Below are 16,677 nucleotides of genomic sequence, written 5' to 3'. Positions count from 1 at the left end.
AGATCGCGACGATCGGACAGTGATCGCGCGCTGGCGGAGGGTTCGGGGAAAGAAGGTGTGCGGGGCCGCGACGGGCCCCGCGTGGGTTCGTCATGGCGCGCCGCGGAGGCGCCGCCATGACGGCGCTCAGTGCGCGTCGGGGTGACCGTGCGCGAGCTTCGAATGGTGCCGCGAGTACAGGAAGTAGATCACGAGGCCGATCACGAGCCAGATGCCGAACGCGGCCCACGTGACCGGCTGCAGGTTCAGCATCAGGAACAGGCACGCCGCGACCGCGAGGATCGGCACCACCGGCACGCCCGGGCAGCGGAACGCGCGCGGCAGCTCGGGGTGCGTGCGGCGCAGCACGAGCACGGCGATCGACACCATCGAGAACGCCGCGAGCGTGCCGATGTTGATCAGCTCGGCGAGCACGTTGAGCGGCACGAGCGCGGCGATCAGCCCGAAGAACAGGCCGACCAGCCAGGTGGTCAGGAACGGCGTCGCGAAACGCGGATGCACGCGCGACAGCGCCGCCGGCAGCAGCCCGTCGCGCGACATCGCGAAGATCACGCGCGTCTGGCCGTAGCTCATCACGAGGATCACGGTCAGCATGCCGAGCACCGCGCCGAGATCGATGAAGCCCGCGACCCACTTCTCGCCGGCGACCTGCAGCGCATACGAGATCGGGTGCGAGATGTTCGCGTACTGGGCCGACGGCACGATGCCGGTCGCGACCGCGGCGACCGTCACGTACAGCACCGCGCACACCGCGAGCGACGCGATGATGCCGATCGGCAGATCGCGCTTCGGGTTCTTCACTTCCTCGGCCGCCGACGACACCGCGTCGAAGCCGATGAACGCGAAGAACATCACGGCGGCCGCGCCGAACACGCCGTTCCAGCCGTGCGGCATGAACGGCTTCCAGTTCGCGGGCGTCACGTGGAACAGGCCGACCGCGATCACGAGCAGCACGACCGACACCTTGATGAACACCATGATGTTGTTGATGCGGGTCGATTCGCGGATGCCGATCGACAGCAGCGTCGTGATCACGATCATCACGAGGAACGCGGGCAGGTTGAACCACGTGGTGACGCCGGGCACCGCGCCGGGCGCGGCCGTCAGCACGGTCGGCAGCGACAGCCCGAAGCCCTGCAGCAGCGATTGCAGATAGCCCGACCAGCCGACCGACACGGCCGACGACGCGAGGCCGTACTCGAGCATCAGATCCCAGCCGATGATCCACGCGACGAGCTCGCCGAGCGTCGCGTACGAATACGTGTAGATCGAGCCGGCGACGGGGATCGACGACGCGAACTCCGCATACGACAACGCGGCCAGGCCGCACGCGATCGCGGCGATCACGAACGACAGCATCAGCGCGGGGCCGGCCTGAACGGCGCCGGTGCCGGTCAGCACGAAAATACCGGTGCCGATGATCGCGCCGATGCCGAGGAACGTGAGGTCGATCGCGCCGAGCGCTTTCTTGAGCCCGGCGGCTTGCGCGCCGGCGATCATGCGATCGACGTTTTTCTTGCGGAAGAGAGACATTGCGGATGAATCGCCAGCACGCGCGGGCACGGCGCGCCGACTGAGTGAAAACCGATAATTTTAGCCGATTTGGCGTGCAAGCCCCGTTGCGGTGCAGCGGCGCGTCGCGGAATCGTCCGAAAAAACAAGCGTTTGCGCGCGACACGGGGTGAAACGGAGGCGAAGCGGGCGCGATCGAGCGCGGCGCGGCGCGGCGTTCGCCGCGTCGCCGGATCGGACGAATGCGGGGCTGGCCGGGCGATCAGGCGCCGGCCGTGGGCGCCATGTCGACGAGCCGATTGCTCATCACGTAGAACGTGAGTTCCGCGTTGTTCGACAGCCGCATCTTCTCGAGCAGCCGCGACCGGTACACGCTGACCGTCTTCACCGACAGCGACAGCGTGTTCGCGATATCGGTGAGCCGCTTGCCGGACGCGAGCATGCAGAGCGTCTGGTATTCGCGATCGGACAGCTTCTCGTGCGGCAGCGGTTCGTTCTCGAACGACACGTATTCGGCGAGCGCCTCGGCCATCGCGGGGCTCACGTACTTGCGGCCGGCCGCGACCTGCTGGATCGCGCCGATCATCTGCGCGGCGTTGACCGTCTTCGACAGGTAGCCGGCCGCGCCGGCCTTCAGCGCGCGTACCGCGTACTGATCCTCGCGGTACATCGAGAACATCAGCACCGGCGCACGCGCGAGCTTGCGCTTGAGGCGCTTGAGCACCTCGATGCCGTTCGCGTCGGGCAGCGAGATGTCGAGCAGGATCACGTCGAATTCCTGCTTGTCGACGGCAGCCATCGCGTCGCCGCCGTTTTCGGCCTCGGTCACGTCGCGCGCGATGCCGCGGTCGATCAGCAACTGGCGGATCCCTTGCCGGACGATCGCGTGATCGTCCACGAGCAGGATGTTCAGGCTCATCGCGACCTCACGAAAGCGACGTGCGGCGTGCCGCGACCGGCACCGCGAGCAGCGAATCCCACGCGAAGCGTGCGGTGACGCGCGTGCCGCGGCCGGTGGCCGGCGTGGCCGCCTCGAAGCTGCCGCCGAACGCCTCGCACCGGGCGCGCATGCCGGCCAGGCCGTAGCCGCTGCGGCGGCGCTGGGCGAAACCGGTCCCATCGTCGGCGACACTGAGCGACAGGTGCGTGCCGTCGGTGGCGATCCGGACGTCGACCGACGTCGCGCGGGCATGTTTCGCGACGTTCGACAACGCTTCCTGCGCGACGCGGAACACCGCGAGCGCGCTTGCGCCGGCGAGCTGCGTCAGGCGGGCGTCGGCCGCGCACACGAAGCTCGTGCGCAGGCCCGTGCGGGCCGCATGGGTGTCGATCCACGACGCCAGCGCGCCGACCATGCCGGCGTCCAGCGCCGGCGTGTCGCGCTCGTCGATGAGCCGGCGATTCGCGTCGGTCGCGGCGTCGAGCGCCTGCTGCGCCAGCGCCAGCGCGCGCAAGCAGCCTTCCGGCGCATCGGCCGGCAGCCACGTTTGAACGTTTGCGAGCGCGAAGCGGGCGGCGGTCAATTCGGCGCCGAGCCCGTCGTGCAGCTCGCCGGCCAGATGGCGGCGGGCCGCTTCGTCGGCGGCGAGAAGCTGGGCGGAAAGTGCCGCGATCCGTGCGGCGGACGCGTCGCGTTTCGACGCGGCGTCGGCCGTCGACGGAGTAGCAGCGCGGCCAGGCATGCGCTGCCGCGACGGGAACGGGGCGTGGGCGCCCGAGGGCGCGTTAAGCGACGTATCCATGACTCTCCCTGCTGTCAGAAAGCGGTTCAGACACCGGCTGGCTGCGTGGGCTGGCTGCCGTTTCGATGACGGTCGCCGCCGGAGAATCGCCCCATGCCGAAGTAACAAAAGTTACGTCTTGTAACACTTGCATCCGACCCTTTCAAGCTCATCCAAACGGCAACCACGCGCGCCGAATAATATCTCAAAATTTCTGAAAAGGTCATGTCAGGCGGACATTTAAGGGTAAATGTGAATAATCGGAATGAAGGTGTTGTAGGAAAAACACTGACACCCGAGCACCCGGGGATGACGTATCCAAATGTAACTATTTGAGATGGAATGGTCCCAGTTTGTTACGAATTCGCCAAGTGCGGACGAAAAAAAACCGGCGCTTTCGCTCCGGTTCTTGATGACGCGCAATGAGGGCCTGTTCCCGTTATTGGCGGGAACAGGCCCGAAGGGGATCGATCAGTCCACGAACGCGCGCTCGATCACGTAATGACCCGGTGCGCTGTTCTTGCCTTCGACGAGGCCGGCCTGCTTCAGCAGCTCGGTCGTGTCCTTCAGCATCGCGGTGCTGCCGCACAGCATCACGCGGTCGTTTTCCGGCGAGAACGCCGGCACGCCGAGATCCGTGAACAGCTTGCCCGTCGCGATCAGGTCGGTGATCCGGCCCTCGTTGTCGAACGCTTCGCGCGTGACCGTCGGGTAGTAGACGAGCTTTTCCTTGATGATGTCGCCCAGGTACTCGTGGCCCGGCAGGTCGTGCTTGATGTAGTCCATGTACGCGAGCTCGCCCTTCAGGCGGCACGTGTGGGTCAGGATCACCTTGTCGAAGCGGTCGTAGATGTCCGGATCGCGGATGATCGACATGAACGGCGCGAGGCCCGTGCCCGTCGACAGCATCCACAGCGTCTTGCCCGGCAGCAGGTTGTCGGCGACCAGCGTGCCCGTGGGCTTCTTGCCGATCAGCACCGTGTCGCCCACCTTCAGGTGTTGCAGGCGCGACGTCAGCGGGCCGTCCTGCACCTTGATGCTGAAGAATTCGAGATGCTCTTCGTAGTTCGGGCTGACGATCGAGTAGGCGCGCGCGAGCGGCTTGCCGTCGACTTCGAGGCCGACCATCGTGAATTCGCCGTTGTTGAAGCGCAGGCTCGCCTCACGGGTGCAGGTGAAGCTGAAAAGCGTGTCGGTCCAGTGATGGACGGATTGGACGGTGGCGGTGTCGTATTTGCTCATGGCTTTGAAAACGGACGCGCGTGGCGAACGCGTGTAACGGGCCCAAAAAATGGGCAAAAACCGAGTGCGACGGCCCGATCGCGGATCGGCCGGCTGGCGCGTCGGACACGCGCCTTCTCGATGACAGACGTTTGAGGAACTGGTTATTTTACCCTGTCGACGCGGATCGCGGGCTTGACCCCCGCGGCTGCGCGGATTTGGCGCAACATATCCTTTCAACATGCTTTCGCTGGTCGGCCGCGTGATTCGCGGCGCATGCGGCGCGCGCCGGCGGCGCCGTGACCGGGGCGCCGCCGGCCGCGCGCGTTACTGCGGATCGAGGCGCAGGCGCGCAATGTACGGCAGGTGGTCCGACAGCCACGCGGCCTCGCCGGACGGCGCGCGCCATTCGAGCGGCGTCAGGCCGCGCACGAACATCTTGTCGAGCGCGAGCGCCGGCGAGAACGCGGGGAACGTGCGGCCCGATTCGCCGAGCAGCGTCGCGACCTCGGACAGCCCGATCTCGCCGAACAGCGCGACCGAATCGTTGCGCCAGTCGTTGAAGTCGCCGGCGAGCATCAGCGGGCCGTCGCCCGCGTTGCGCACGATCCAGTGCGCGATCCAGTGCATCTGGCGCAGTCGCGCGGCGCGCGTGAGCGCGAGGTGCGCGCACAGCAGCGTCACCGGCCGCGCGCCCGCGAGCGTCGCGCGCGCGACCAGCAGCCCGCGCCGCTCGAAGCGGTGCGCGGAGATGTCCCAGCGGCCGCCGAGGTCGAGCGGATGCGGCGACAGGATCGCGTTGCCGTGCCGCCACGACGGCTTGAACACGTTCGGCCCGAGCGCGATCTGCCAGTCGAGCGCCTGCGCGATCTCGGTGGCCTGGCAATGCCACACGTCGTCGACCGTGTCGTCCATCGGCGCGCCGAAGCCCGGTGCGAGCATCGGGCGCGGCATGCGGCGCGCCATCGCTTCCTGCAGGAAATACACGTCGGCGTGGGTCGACTGCATCCAGTCGCGCATCGCGTTCCACGCGGTGAAGCCGAGCGGCGAGCGCCCTTTGTGCAGGTTCCAGCTGACGGCGGTGATTTCGTCGGGCGCGGCGTGGGGCTCGGCGAACGGCAAGGAGAGGGCGTCGGCGGACATGACGTTCAGTCCTTCGCGACGTGCGCGCGCACGCGGTACACGAGATGCGGATGCTGCTCGACGAGCGTCCAGTCGGTCCAGGCGTCGCCGCCGACCGCCAGGCCGGGGTGGCTCGCGACGATTTGCCGCGGCGACGCCGGCACGCACGGATCGCTACGCGTCGCGTTTTCGTCGTCGAGCGTTTCCTGCACGTCGAGCCCGAGCGACACGGTATTCGCGCTGACGTCGACGGCGAGCGGCGCGACCGTCACCGAGCGCGCGCGCTCGGTCGGCACGACGCGCGCGGCATTGCCGCAGCCGACCGGCACGGACGACGGATAGCGATGGGTATCGGTGCGGGACTGGCCCACGGTGGTGTTTTGCTGGAACGTGTCGATCGTCTGACCGTCGCGCACCACCTGGATTTCCCATGCGACGACGGCCGGCGCGGGGCTCTGCGCATGGGCGGCGAGCACGACGCTCGCAAGCAGGACGGCCAGGCCGTGTTTCAGCATGAAACGTCTCCGGAAACTCGGGAAAAGCGGGGAACGGACGCACATCTTACGCCCGATCGATTTCGGTCGCGATGTGACGGGACGTGCCGCGCCAGGTTCGAAGCACGATGCGGTCCTGCTCGGCAGGTAGGGCCGCGTCATGCATTTTCAAGCGAAAAAGCGCGTGAACTCGGCGACGCTCGCGCGCTCGGTGACGAGCCGGTTCTCGATCGCGTCCGGGTCCGCATGGCCGAGCGACATCCCGCAGACGAACTGCTCGTTCGCAGGAATGTCGAGGTGTTCGGCGACGATCCGGTGAAACGGCACGAACGCCGCCTGCGGGCACGTATCGAGGCCGCGGGCACGCGCGGCCGTCATCACGCCTTGCAGGAACATCCCGCAGTCCAGCCATGCGCCGTGCGTCATGACCCGGTCCAGTGTGAAGAACAGCGCGACCGGCGCATCGAAGAAACGGAAATTGCGCGCGTGCTGCGCATGCATGCGCGCCTTCTCGTCGCGGCGGATGTTCAACAGGCCGTACAGGTCCCAGCCGACCTTGCGGCGCCGGTCGATATACGGCGACACCCATTCGCGCGGGTAGTAGTCGTATTCGGCGACGTATTTCTCGTCGCGCGCGGGGTCGTCGTAGGCGGCGGTGAGCGCGGCGGCGAGCGCGTCGCGCGTGGCGCCCGTCGCGACGTACACGCGCCACGGCTGGATGTTGGTGCCCGACGGCGCGCGGCTCGCGGCTTCGAGGATCGCCTCGATCGTGTCGCGCGGCACAGGCGTCGGCAGGAACGCGCGGACCGCGCGGCGCGACTTGAGCGCGGCGTCGACGGCATCGACGGAACGGATCGCGTCGGCATCGACGCGCGGGGAAGCAGCGGGGACGGGCATCGGCATACACCTTCGGGCGGCGCGGCGTCAGGCGAAGCGCGGGGCAGTGTGCGAGCGGCGCGCCCGCCGCGAGGGTCGTGAACGTTCGATCATACGCCGCGGCGCGCGGCCGTGCAGCGGGCGCGCGCTGTTAGCAGCAGACGCCCCCGGCTGCTTGCTTGCACGGCGATGCGGGATCGTTACACTGAAAATCGTAAGGGTCTGATGAGTGTGTGACGGCAAGTGCAGCGAGGTGGGTATGACGACGGCGATGGTGAAACAGGAACTGGCGGTGGCGTCCTTCAGCACGGTGTACGACCTCGAGCAGGTCGAGACGGCGCTGAGCGACCTGAACGAGAGCGCGAGCGACGCACTGCGCTCGACCTACGAGCGGATGCTCAAGACGGGGAATCTGCGCTTCTGCGTGAAGCCGAACCGGATGCCGTCGTTCGACGCGCTCGGCGAAGCGCTGCCGAATTTCGGCGAGCCGCTCGACGACGTGCGCAAGCAGATCGCGCTGTGTCTCGAAACGGAGGATCGGCTCGAACTGATGCCGATCCTGCTGCTCGGGCCGCCCGGGATCGGCAAGACGCATTTCGCGAAGGCGCTCGCGCAGTTGCTCGGCACCGCGTACCACTACGTGCCGATGAGTTCGCTGACGGCCGGCTGGATCCTGTCGGGCGCGTCGTCGCAATGGAAGAACGCGAAGCCGGGCAAGGTGTTCGACGCGCTCGTGAACGGCAGCTACGCGAACCCGGTGATCGCGGTCGACGAGATCGACAAGGCCGGCAGCGATGCGCAATACGATCCGCTCGGCGCGCTGTATGCGTTGCTCGAGCACGACACCGCGCGCGCGTTCGTCGACGAATTCGCGGAAGTGCCGATCAACGCGGGCAACGTGATCTGGATCGCGACCGCGAACGACGCGCAGGCGATTCCGGAGCCGTTGCTCAACCGGATGAACGTGTACGAGATCGCGGCGCCCGATGCGGCCGGCGCGCGCCGGATCGCGCAGACGATCTACGACGAGATCCGCACGTCGCATGCGTGGGGGCGGCGCTTCCCGGAGACGCTCGGCGACGATGCGCTCGACGTGCTGGCCGCGACGCCGCCGCGCACGATGCGCCGCGCGCTGCTGCACGCGTTCGGCGCCGCGCGGCTCGACGGCCGCGACGCGATCGGGCCGACCGACATCCGCGCGGACGAAGGCGCGGCGAAGCGCCGGCCGATCGGCTTCTGACGCCGTCCCGCGCGCCCGGCTGCGGTGTGCGCGGGGCGTGCGTTGTGCGCCCGGCCACATCGTTGTCCACACCACCATCCGTATCGTCGCGACGCGATGCGCACGTGTTCGGCAAGCGGGCGAACCGGGACGTACAATTCTTTTCTCTCCCTTCGACGCGCGAGCAGCGCGAAAAGCCATGGAGCAGACGGATTGTGTCGTGATCGGCGCGGGTGTCGTCGGTCTGGCGATTGCGCGCGAGCTGGCCGCGCGCGGACGTGAAACGATCGTGCTCGAGGCGGCCGACGCGATCGGCACGGGCACGAGTTCGCGCAACAGCGAGGTGATTCACGCGGGGCTCTACTATCCGCGCGGGTCGCTGAAGGCGACGTCGTGCGTGCACGGGCGCGACCTGCTGTACGAATTCTGCGACACGCATCACGTGCCGCACCGGCGCACGGGCAAGCTGATCGTCGCGACGAGCGCCGCGCAGGTGAAGCAGTTGAAGGCGATCGGCGCGCGCGCGGCCGAAAACGGCGTGCTCGACCTGCTGCCGCTCACGCGCGCCGAGGCGCAGACGCTCGAGCCCGCGCTCGAATGCGTGGAGGCGCTGTTCTCGCCGTCGACCGGCATCGTCGACAGCCACCAGCTGATGCTCGCGCTGCTCGGCGATGCGGAGCGCGACGGCGCCGTGTGCGCGCTGCAATCTCCGGTCGAGTCGATCGACGTGCTGCGCGGCGGGCGCTTCAGCGTGCGTACCGGCGGCGCCGCGCCGACCGAGATCGACGCGTCGTGCGTGATCAACAGCGCGGGGCTCGGCGCGCAGGCGCTCGCGCACCGCACGCGCGGCCTCGATCCGCGCTGGGTGCCGCCGCTCTATCTCGCGCGCGGCAATTATTTCAGCCTGTCGGGCCGTGCGCCGTTCTCGCACCTGATCTACCCGATGCCCGATCGTGCGGGGCTCGGCGTGCACCTGACGTTCGATCTCGGCGGGCAGGCGCGCTTCGGCCCGGACGTCGAGTGGTGCGATGCGCTGCGCTACGAAGTCGATCCGGCGCGCGCGGGTGCGTTCTACGCGTCGATCCGCGCATTCTGGCCGGGCCTGCCCGACGACGCGCTGCAGCCGGCGTACGCGGGCATCCGGCCGAAGGTCGCCGGGCCCGGCGAGCCGCCGGCCGACTTCATCGTGCAGGGCGCCGCTCAACACGGCGTGCGCGGGCTCGTGAACCTGTTCGGCATCGAGTCGCCGGGGCTCACCGCGTCGCTCGCGCTCGCGCAGCGCGTCGGCGACATGGTGTCGCGCGCGTGACGCACGGCCCGCCTCCGCGCGGGCCGGCCGCGGGAAGCCCGTGTGAAGCCCGTGTGAAATCCCTTATCTCCGGCATTTCGGCGCGCACATTTATTCGCTTGGCGGTTATTCTGTTGGACGCCGTCGCCAGAACGGCTTTCAAACCGATAACGTTGGAGCGAGTCCCCCATGAAAACATCCCGTCGGAGTTTCCTGATTACGAGCATCGGCGCCGTGTCCGCGCTGGCGCTGTCGCGCGAAGCGCTGGCCGATGCGCCGATGCTGTCGGAAACCGATCCGACCGCGGTGGCGCTCGGCTACAAGGCCGATGCCACGAAGGTCGACAAGACGAAGTACCCGAAATACGCGGCGGGCCAGGATTGCGCGGCCTGCATGCTGTATCAAGGCAAGAAGGGCTCGGCGTCGGGCCCGTGCGGCGCGTTCCCCGGCAAGCAGGTGTCGGCGAAGGGCTGGTGCAGCGCGTTCTCGAAGATGGGTTGAGGCCCGTGCGGCATCGTGCGATGCCGCAATGCGGCGAAAACCGCAACACGCTCGCCTTCCAACGATGGCGGGCGTTTTTTATTGCTTGAAAACGGTTCCCGCGTGCGGGACGCGGTTACGCAGCGCAAGGCACTTCGATACTGCTTCGGAGGCGTTCTGCCCAGCAATACGGGATGTGGCTGGATCGGCTATCGCTTCGACGTGTCACGCATGTCTTACGGAAGCTGTGCGGCGAGTCGATCGTAAAGGGAAGGCGGAAGCCCGATCGTCTCGAGGTTGTCGCCCTTGGGATAGATCAATGCGTCCTTTGTCCAGGTCAGGCTGACCAACGTCCCGGAGGTATCCCGGTAGGTTCGCTCGGCAAGCAGCCGCGTGACGTCGTTGCTGTACAGCCTCAGAATGATCGTGTCTCGGAAGTAGCAGTATTGCGCGACGTAGCGGCCGTCAGGCGCGTACTCGGTCACTTGATCGCGGGGACTGCAGGCGCCTCGCAATCGTGCGTCAAGCCAGTATCGCCACGCCATGCCAAGCACCATGAGGACCGCGAGTGTGATGACGACGCGCCGGACCGATGCGAAGACCATTCGGCTGGCTCGCTGCGTTTGGCCGGCTTGACCCGACCAGATGAAGCGTAGCGCGCGAATCATTGCGATCGATGCAATCACGATGGAAACGCTCGCGAATATCAGAACAAGCGTACCGATACCAATGGATTCTGCGGCGGCACTCATGAAAACTCGATCTCGATGGGTTCGGGGAGGGTTACGCAGCGATAGTCCGAGAAGATGACGAAGTCACCGCCGCGCCGGTGCCGTAGCTGCCACTCGCGAAACGACTTGTTTCTGACCGGATAGTAGATGTTGCCCCGGGACCGCTTGCCTTCGGCGACGACGGGATAGTCCAGCCAGCGAATGCCGGCAATTCCGGCTGCACCGGTCGCCAGCACGAGGACGACGCGCTTGTGGTTCCAGTGTCCGAGATATTGCGACTGTTCGCCGGTCCGGTCGGAAAACGTATAGTTGTCGCGTACGTAAAGATAGATCGACGTGATCGTTGCGTGACGCGCGTCGCGGTCGAATTCGGCATAGGCGACGGCCGCATAGATGTTGAACGACCCCAGCGCCCCCGTCAGATCATCCGGTAATCCGCTGTTGGTCAGCCGTTGGAGGATGAATTCGTCGAGCTTTTGGCCAAACGTACTTTCAACGCCGGCGAACTGAAACTGGAAGCGTTTGTGCAATTCCGCCAGGTTTCCATTGCAAAGCGCCAGCGCGTCGATCGTCGTATCGGTCATTCTGACACGGGACAAGCACCGGCGAAGTGATTCGACAGCCCGTGGCGTAGTGAGCCGTTCACGTTGTTGTAGCGCGTTGTATTGCGCCCGTGCACGAGGGTATTTGAGAACCCATTCGAGCTTGACGGATTTCATGTCGTACATGTCGGGGGGATAGGGTTGGCCCTCCTGATTGATGCATAGTGCCTCGTCCCTGTCGGTCGGCGAATAGTTCAACGCTCCGGCAAACCATCGCTCCATCAACCTCGCCGATACCGGCATGAACAGTCTCCGCATTGCCCCGGGGATTTCCTGGATGTCCAGTGGCGCGATCGTCGGGTCCTTTTCGTGCTCTGCAGGTGGCGCAGGCGCGGAGCGTGCCGGTTCTTGCGGCGTATCAAGCCATTTTTTGAATCGCCCCAGGGCCTCGGCAGCGGCCATGAGGGCGTTCAGTGTGTTGTCCACGCGATCTGCGCGAGTCAGGCGCTTGACGGGCTGCCGGGCTGGTTTGGGGGGCTTGGGAGCAGCGGGCAACGGCGGTGGCGCCTTGTTCATCGATAGCTTGGCGTCGTGGGCGATTTCGCAGCCTTCGATGCCTTCGCATCGAGCCCATTTCCATAGCAGCCTGTTAGCCTTGTAATAAGGAATTTTGTCGTTGTCCATGATGGTGCCCGAGCAAAATTGTTGTGACCGGCCAACGTTCCGATACATGTCGAACATCGTGTGATCCGGCGCGTGGAATTGCATCGGGCGAAAGTTAATGGAAAGGAATGGCGCGGGAAATCAGACAAGGACGAAAGCGTTGTCTCCGCGCACGACTGACACCACGCGAATGGGTGGGATCCGTTGCACGGCTGGCGTGTTCTCGACGGAGCATGTCCGCTCGATCGTGCGATGCCGCAATGCGGCGAAAACCGCAACACGCTCGCTGTCGTTCGGTGGCGGGCGTTTTTTATTGCTTGAAAACGGTTCCGTCGCTTTCTACACTCGCTGCACACCAGCGCGCCGCGGCATCCCGCGCGCCGAACCGCCCGACACGGCGAATTCATGAGACGAGGCACGCATGGCGACGATTGCGAATTCAACGAAATTGACCCGGCCCGAGCGTGCGCTGAACCGGCGAGCCGTCGTGGCCGCCGTGATCGGCAATGCGCTCGAGTGGTACGACTTCACGGTGTTCGGCTTCATGACGGTCGTGATCGCCGAGCTGTTCTTCCCCACCTCGAGCGAATACTCGTCGCTGCTGCTCACCACCGCGACGTTCGGCGTCGCGTTCTTCATGCGCCCGATCGGCGGCATCGTGTTCGGGCTGTACGCGGACCGTGCGGGCCGCAAGGCCGCGCTGTCGCTGGTGATCCTGCTGATGACGGCCGGCATTTTCCTGCTCGCGATCGCGCCGCCCTATGCGGCGATCGGCATCGGCGGCCCGCTGCTGATCGTGCTCGGCCGCCTGCTGCAGGGCTTTTCCGCGGGCGGCGAATTCGGCAGCGCGACGGCCCTGCTGATCGAAGCGGCGCCGTTCTCGAAACGCGGTTTCTACGGCAGCTGGCAGATGGCGAGCCAGGCGGGCGCGCTGCTGATCGGCGCGCTCGTCGGCGCGGCCGTCACGCGCGGGCTGTCGCACGACGCGCTGCGCAGCTGGGGCTGGCGCGTGCCGTTCGTCCTCGGGCTCGTGATCGGCCCGATCGGTTTCTACATCCGCCGTCATCTCGCGGATTCCGAAGCATTCCTGCATGCGCAGCAGAGCGCGCGCCGCGCGACGCTCGGCGAAGTGTTCACGCGCCACCCGCGCGAGGTGCTGTGCGGGCTCGGCTCGGTGATCGCGCTCACCGTGACGATCTACGTGCTGATCAGCTATCTGCCGACCTTCGCGGTGAAGCAGCTGAAGTTGCCCTATGCGGAATCGTTCTACGCGGTGATCGTCGGCAACCTGCTGCTGATGGTGCTGTCGCCGATCGCCGGCGCGTGGTCGGACCGCATCGGCCGCAAGGGGCTGTCGCTGTGGTCGCTGGCGCTGACGCTCGCGCTGATGTATCCGCTGTTCGCGTGGCTCGACGCGGCGCCGAGCATCGGGCGGCTGATCGCGGTGCAGGCCGTGCTGTCGGTGACGCTCGCGGGCTACTACGGGCCGTTCGGCGCGATGATCGCCGAGCTGTTCCCGGCCAACGTGCGCTCGACCGGGCTGTCGATCGCGTACAACGTCGCGGTGATGCTGTTCGGCGGCTTCGGCCAGTTCATCGTCACGTGGCTGATCAAGGTGACCGGCACGCCGCTCGCGCCGACCTATTACGTGATGGCGGGCATCGCGCTGTCGATCGTCGCGGTCGCGTTCGTGCCCGCGCGCAACGCCGACCTCGACGCGCCGGCGTGACGACATGACGATTTGACGACGGTCATCGCATCGTTTCGTAAAACGCAATGATGTGCTGCAGAACGCGGGGAAACGGTGCGTCGCCCCTTCGTGTTCGCACCCGAATTGTTTAGTCGTCGAACGAAACAAGCCGCGAAATGAACGAAATTGTCGCTCGCGCGCGTTGTCGCATTTTTTACCCCCACTAAAAATCGGCAAAAACCCGCCGGACATCTAGAAGAGTTTTTTCTCCAGCTTGTTGCCGCATCGTTAGCTCAAGTAATATCCGCGTACGCCGGACCCTGGCGGGACCGGTTCCGATCTGGAGACCTGGAGGAAACATGGAATACAACCGTCTGTTGCACACCCTGCGTGTTACCGCCATGGCAGGCGTGGCAGCGGCATCGCTCGGCGTCGCGGGCTCTGCATTCGCACAGATCCCGAACAAAACGCTCGTCTACTGCTCAGAAGGCAGCCCGGCGGGTTTCGATTCCGCGCAATTTACGACCGGCGTCGATTTCACCGCCGCCACGTTCACCGTCTACAACCGCCTCGTCGAATTCGAGCGCGGCGGCACGAAGGTCGAGCCCGGCCTCGCCGAGAAGTGGGACGTGTCGTCCGACGGCAAGGTGTACACGTTTCACCTGCGCCACGGCGTGAAGTTCCACACGACCGACTTCTTCAAGCCGACGCGTGAATTCAACGCGGACGACGTGCTGTTCTCGTTCCAGCGCATGCTCGACCCGAACAATGCGTTCCGCAAGGCGTACCCGGTGTCGTTCCCGTACTTCACCGACATGGGCCTCGACAAGCTGATCACGAAGATCGAGAAGGTCGATCCGTACACCGTGAAGTTCACGCTGGCCGAGCCGAACGCGCCGTTCATCCAGAACATGGCGATGGAATTCGCGTCGATCCTGTCGGCCGAATACGGCGATCAGCTGATGAAGGCCGGCAAGGCCGCCGACATCAACCAGAAGCCGGTCGGCACGGGCCCGTTCATCTTCCGCAGCTATACGAAGGATGCGACGATCCGCTTCGACGGCAATCCTGATTACTGGAAGAAGGGCGAAGTGAAGCTGTCGAAGCTGATCTTCTCGATCACGCCGGATCCGGGCGTGCGCGTGCAGAAGCTCAAGCGCAACGAATGCCAGGTGATGAGCTATCCGCGCCCGGCCGACATCGCGACGCTGAAGGCCGATTCGAACGTCGACATGCCGTCGCAGGCCGGCTTCAACCTCGGCTACCTCGCGTACAACGTCGAGCACAAGCCGGTCGACAAGCTCGAGGTGCGTCAGGCGCTCGACATGGCGATCAACAAGAAGGCGATCCTCGAGTCCGTCTACCAGGGCGCCGGCCAGGCCGCGACCGCGCCGATGCCGCCGACCCAATGGTCGTACGACAAGAACCTGAAGATGGCCGCCTATGACACCGCGAAGGCGAAGGCGCTGCTCGCGAAGGCAGGCTTCCCGAACGGTTTCGAGATCACGCTGTGGGCGATGCCGGTGCAGCGCGCGTACAACCCGAACGCCCGCCTGATGGCCGAGATGATCCAGGCCGACTGGGCGAAGATCGGCGTGAAGGCGAAGATCGTCACGTATGAATGGGGCGAGTACATCAAGCGCGCGCACTCGGGCGAGCAGGATACGATGCTGATCGGCTGGACGGGCGACAACGGCGACCCGGACAACTGGCTCGGCACGCTGCTCGGCTGCGAGGCGATCAAGGGCAACAACTTCTCGCACTGGTGCTACAAGCCGTTCGACGAACTGGTGCAGAAGGGCCGCACGACGACGGGGCAGGACGCGCGCACGAAGCTCTACACGCAGGCGCAGCAGATCTTCGCGCAACAGCTGCCGTTCTCGCCGATCGCGAACTCGACCGTTTACCAGCCGGTGCGCAAGAACGTGGTCGACATGCGTATCGAACCGCTCGGCTATGCGCGTTTCGACGGTGTCAGCGTGAAGTAACCGGGCTGGCGTAAGCTGTCGTCATTGAGAAAACCGGCTTGAAATCATCCGGCGGCGAGGGGCCAAAAGCCCTTCGTCGCCGGTCGCACATTTCCCACAAGAAAATACGAGACGCATCATGTTCAGATTCGTGTTGCGCCGCGTGGGGATGGTGATCCCGACTTTCATCGGCATCACCATCCTGGCGTTTGCGCTGATTCACCTGATACCGGGCGACCCCATCGAAGTGATGATGGGCGAGCGCGGCGTCGATCCCGCGATGCACGCAGAGGCGATGAAACGCCTCGGGCTCGACCAGCCGCTGCCCCTGCAGTACATCCACTACATCGGCCGGGCGCTGCATGGCGACCTCGGCATGTCGATCATCACCAACACGAGCGTCGCGGGCGAGTTCTTCGCGCGCTTCCCGGCGACCGTCGAACTGTCGCTGTGTGCGCTCGTGTTCGCGCTCGCGGTCGGGCTGCCGGCCGGCGTGATCGCCGCGCTGCGGCGCGGCTCGGTCGTCGACCACGGCGTGATGGGCACCGCGCTCACCGGCTATTCGATGCCGATCTTCTGGTGGGGGCTGATCCTCATCATGGTGTTCTCGTCGTATCTCGGCTGGACGCCCGTGTCGGGGCGCATCGCGGTCGAATACGATTTCCCGCACCCGACCGGCTTCATGCTGATCGACGCGCTGCTCGCGCCGGACGAAGGTTCGTTCAAGTCGGCGGTCAGCCACCTGATCCTGCCCGCGATCGTGCTCGGCACGATCCCGCTTGCGGTGATCGCGCGGATGACGCGCTCGTCGATGCTCGAAGTGCTGCGCGAGGACTACATCCGCACCGCCCGCGCGAAAGGGCTGTCGCCCGTGCGCGTGGTCGTCGTGCATGCGCTGCGCAATGCGCTGATCCCGGTCGTCACCGTGATCGGCCTGCAGATCGGCACGCTGCTTGCTGGCGCCGTGCTGACCGAGACGCTCTTTTCGTGGCCCGGCGTCGGCAAGTGGCTGATCGATGCGATCGGCCGCCGCGACTATCCGGTCGTCCAGGGCGGCATCCTGTTGATCGCGACGCTCGTGATCGTCGTGAACCTGGTCGTCGACCTGCTGTACGGCGTGCTGAATCCGCGCATCCGCCACACGAGGTAAT

At 65.8% G+C, this 16,677-nt stretch carries 15 protein-coding genes; 6 read left to right on the top strand and 9 right to left on the bottom strand.

All coding sequences use genetic code 11. The annotated features are described in order from the left end of the window. Positions 1-126 precede the first annotated feature (126 nt). The 7 genes from GJG85_RS16165 to GJG85_RS16135 all read right to left on the bottom strand — a co-directional run bounded on the left by GJG85_RS16165 (position 127) and on the right by GJG85_RS16135 (position 6,967). Positions 127-1,533, bottom strand: coding sequence for an amino acid permease (locus GJG85_RS16165; protein WP_050014233.1), 1,407 nt, complete (start codon positions 1,531-1,533; stop codon positions 127-129). A 241-nt stretch (positions 1,534-1,774) separates the two neighbouring features. Next, positions 1,775-2,431 carry a response regulator transcription factor RqpR gene (gene rqpR / locus GJG85_RS16160; protein WP_050014234.1) on the bottom strand — a complete coding sequence of 219 codons (657 nt, stop codon included), beginning with the start codon at positions 2,429-2,431 and terminating at the stop codon, positions 1,775-1,777. A 7-nt stretch (positions 2,432-2,438) separates the two neighbouring features. Continuing rightward, positions 2,439-3,254: a quorum system sensor histidine kinase RqpS gene (gene rqpS / locus GJG85_RS16155; RefSeq protein WP_050014235.1), complete on the bottom strand. Its 816-nt coding sequence runs from the start codon at positions 3,252-3,254 to the stop codon at positions 2,439-2,441. A gap of 450 nt (positions 3,255-3,704) precedes the next feature. Next, positions 3,705-4,475 carry a ferredoxin--NADP reductase gene (locus GJG85_RS16150; RefSeq protein WP_050014236.1) on the bottom strand — a complete coding sequence of 257 codons (771 nt, stop codon included), beginning with the start codon at positions 4,473-4,475 and terminating at the stop codon, positions 3,705-3,707. 306 nt (positions 4,476-4,781) lie between these two features. Then, positions 4,782-5,597: an endonuclease/exonuclease/phosphatase family protein gene (locus GJG85_RS16145; RefSeq protein WP_006477533.1), complete on the bottom strand. Its 816-nt coding sequence runs from the start codon at positions 5,595-5,597 to the stop codon at positions 4,782-4,784. Between the two features lie 5 nt (positions 5,598-5,602). Next, the gene (locus tag GJG85_RS16140) at positions 5,603-6,091 is read right to left on the bottom strand and encodes a hypothetical protein (protein ID WP_050014237.1); all 489 of its coding nucleotides are present in this window, start codon (positions 6,089-6,091) and stop codon (positions 5,603-5,605) included. A 147-nt stretch (positions 6,092-6,238) separates the two neighbouring features. Then, positions 6,239-6,967: a nitroreductase gene (locus GJG85_RS16135; RefSeq protein WP_050014339.1), complete on the bottom strand. Its 729-nt coding sequence runs from the start codon at positions 6,965-6,967 to the stop codon at positions 6,239-6,241. 238 nt (positions 6,968-7,205) lie between these two features. Here GJG85_RS16135 and GJG85_RS16130 point away from each other — a divergent pair, with 238 nt between their 5' ends. The 3 genes from GJG85_RS16130 to GJG85_RS16120 all read left to right on the top strand — a co-directional run bounded on the left by GJG85_RS16130 (position 7,206) and on the right by GJG85_RS16120 (position 9,954). Next, entirely contained in the window at positions 7,206-8,186 is a 981-nt protein-coding gene (locus tag GJG85_RS16130) for an AAA family ATPase (protein WP_124556267.1), read from the top strand. A 178-nt stretch (positions 8,187-8,364) separates the two neighbouring features. Beyond that, complete coding sequence (locus tag GJG85_RS16125) at positions 8,365-9,474, top strand: NAD(P)/FAD-dependent oxidoreductase (protein ID WP_050014239.1); 1,110 nt, start codon at positions 8,365-8,367, stop codon at positions 9,472-9,474. Between the two features lie 168 nt (positions 9,475-9,642). Continuing rightward, positions 9,643-9,954 carry a high-potential iron-sulfur protein gene (locus tag GJG85_RS16120; RefSeq protein ID WP_021163765.1) on the top strand — a complete coding sequence of 104 codons (312 nt, stop codon included), beginning with the start codon at positions 9,643-9,645 and terminating at the stop codon, positions 9,952-9,954. 215 nt (positions 9,955-10,169) lie between these two features. On the opposite strand, the gene GJG85_RS16115 is transcribed toward GJG85_RS16120, so the two are convergent. Then, positions 10,170-10,685 (bottom strand): hypothetical protein, encoded by a 516-nt coding sequence (locus GJG85_RS16115; RefSeq protein ID WP_050014241.1) that lies wholly within the window; start codon positions 10,683-10,685, stop codon positions 10,170-10,172. Further along, on the bottom strand, positions 10,682-11,947 hold the full coding sequence (locus tag GJG85_RS16110; protein WP_204383467.1) for a DUF6402 family protein: 1,266 nt from the start codon (positions 11,945-11,947) through the stop codon (positions 10,682-10,684). Before GJG85_RS16110 ends, GJG85_RS16115 begins: the two co-directional genes overlap by 4 nt. Positions 11,948-12,290: 343 nt before the next feature. Between GJG85_RS16110 and GJG85_RS16105 the strand changes: the two genes are divergently transcribed. From GJG85_RS16105 to GJG85_RS16095, 3 genes are all read left to right on the top strand, one after another. Next, positions 12,291-13,598: an MFS transporter gene (locus GJG85_RS16105; protein WP_050014243.1), complete on the top strand. Its 1,308-nt coding sequence runs from the start codon at positions 12,291-12,293 to the stop codon at positions 13,596-13,598. 320 nt (positions 13,599-13,918) lie between these two features. After that, on the top strand, positions 13,919-15,547 hold the full coding sequence (locus GJG85_RS16100) for an ABC transporter substrate-binding protein (protein WP_050014244.1): 1,629 nt from the start codon (positions 13,919-13,921) through the stop codon (positions 15,545-15,547). Between the two features lie 118 nt (positions 15,548-15,665). After that, complete coding sequence (locus GJG85_RS16095; RefSeq protein WP_050014245.1) at positions 15,666-16,676, top strand: ABC transporter permease subunit; 1,011 nt, start codon at positions 15,666-15,668, stop codon at positions 16,674-16,676. Position 16,677: the final 1 nt, after the last annotated feature.

This window comes from Burkholderia sp. MS389 (assembly GCF_016899425.1).
GTDB classification, from domain to species: domain Bacteria; phylum Pseudomonadota; class Gammaproteobacteria; order Burkholderiales; family Burkholderiaceae; genus Burkholderia; species Burkholderia sola.
This window is presented reverse-complemented; position numbering and strand designations above follow the sequence as displayed.

Bases quoted from the DNA above. Each gene is read 5' to 3' on its own strand.
- GJG85_RS16150 (WP_050014236.1), bottom strand. From the start codon at position 4,475: ATGAGCAAATACGACACCGCCACCGTCCAATCCGTCCATCACTGGACC.
- rqpS (WP_050014235.1), bottom strand. From the start codon at position 3,254: ATGGATACGTCGCTTAACGCGCCCTCGGGCGCCCACGCCCCGTTCCCG.
- GJG85_RS16105 (WP_050014243.1), top strand. From the start codon at position 12,291: ATGGCGACGATTGCGAATTCAACGAAATTGACCCGGCCCGAGCGTGCG.
- GJG85_RS16165 (WP_050014233.1), bottom strand. From the start codon at position 1,533: ATGTCTCTCTTCCGCAAGAAAAACGTCGATCGCATGATCGCCGGCGCG.
- rqpR (WP_050014234.1), bottom strand. From the start codon at position 2,431: ATGAGCCTGAACATCCTGCTCGTGGACGATCACGCGATCGTCCGGCAA.
- GJG85_RS16115 (WP_050014241.1), bottom strand. From the start codon at position 10,685: ATGAGTGCCGCCGCAGAATCCATTGGTATCGGTACGCTTGTTCTGATA.
- GJG85_RS16095 (WP_050014245.1), top strand. From the start codon at position 15,666: ATGTTCAGATTCGTGTTGCGCCGCGTGGGGATGGTGATCCCGACTTTC.
- GJG85_RS16135 (WP_050014339.1), bottom strand. From the start codon at position 6,967: ATGCCCGTCCCCGCTGCTTCCCCGCGCGTCGATGCCGACGCGATCCGT.
- GJG85_RS16130 (WP_124556267.1), top strand. From the start codon at position 7,206: ATGACGACGGCGATGGTGAAACAGGAACTGGCGGTGGCGTCCTTCAGC.
- GJG85_RS16145 (WP_006477533.1), bottom strand. From the start codon at position 5,597: ATGTCCGCCGACGCCCTCTCCTTGCCGTTCGCCGAGCCCCACGCCGCG.
- GJG85_RS16120 (WP_021163765.1), top strand. From the start codon at position 9,643: ATGAAAACATCCCGTCGGAGTTTCCTGATTACGAGCATCGGCGCCGTG.
- GJG85_RS16110 (WP_204383467.1), bottom strand. From the start codon at position 11,947: ATGTTCGACATGTATCGGAACGTTGGCCGGTCACAACAATTTTGCTCG.
- GJG85_RS16125 (WP_050014239.1), top strand. From the start codon at position 8,365: ATGGAGCAGACGGATTGTGTCGTGATCGGCGCGGGTGTCGTCGGTCTG.
- GJG85_RS16100 (WP_050014244.1), top strand. From the start codon at position 13,919: ATGGAATACAACCGTCTGTTGCACACCCTGCGTGTTACCGCCATGGCA.
- GJG85_RS16140 (WP_050014237.1), bottom strand. From the start codon at position 6,091: ATGCTGAAACACGGCCTGGCCGTCCTGCTTGCGAGCGTCGTGCTCGCC.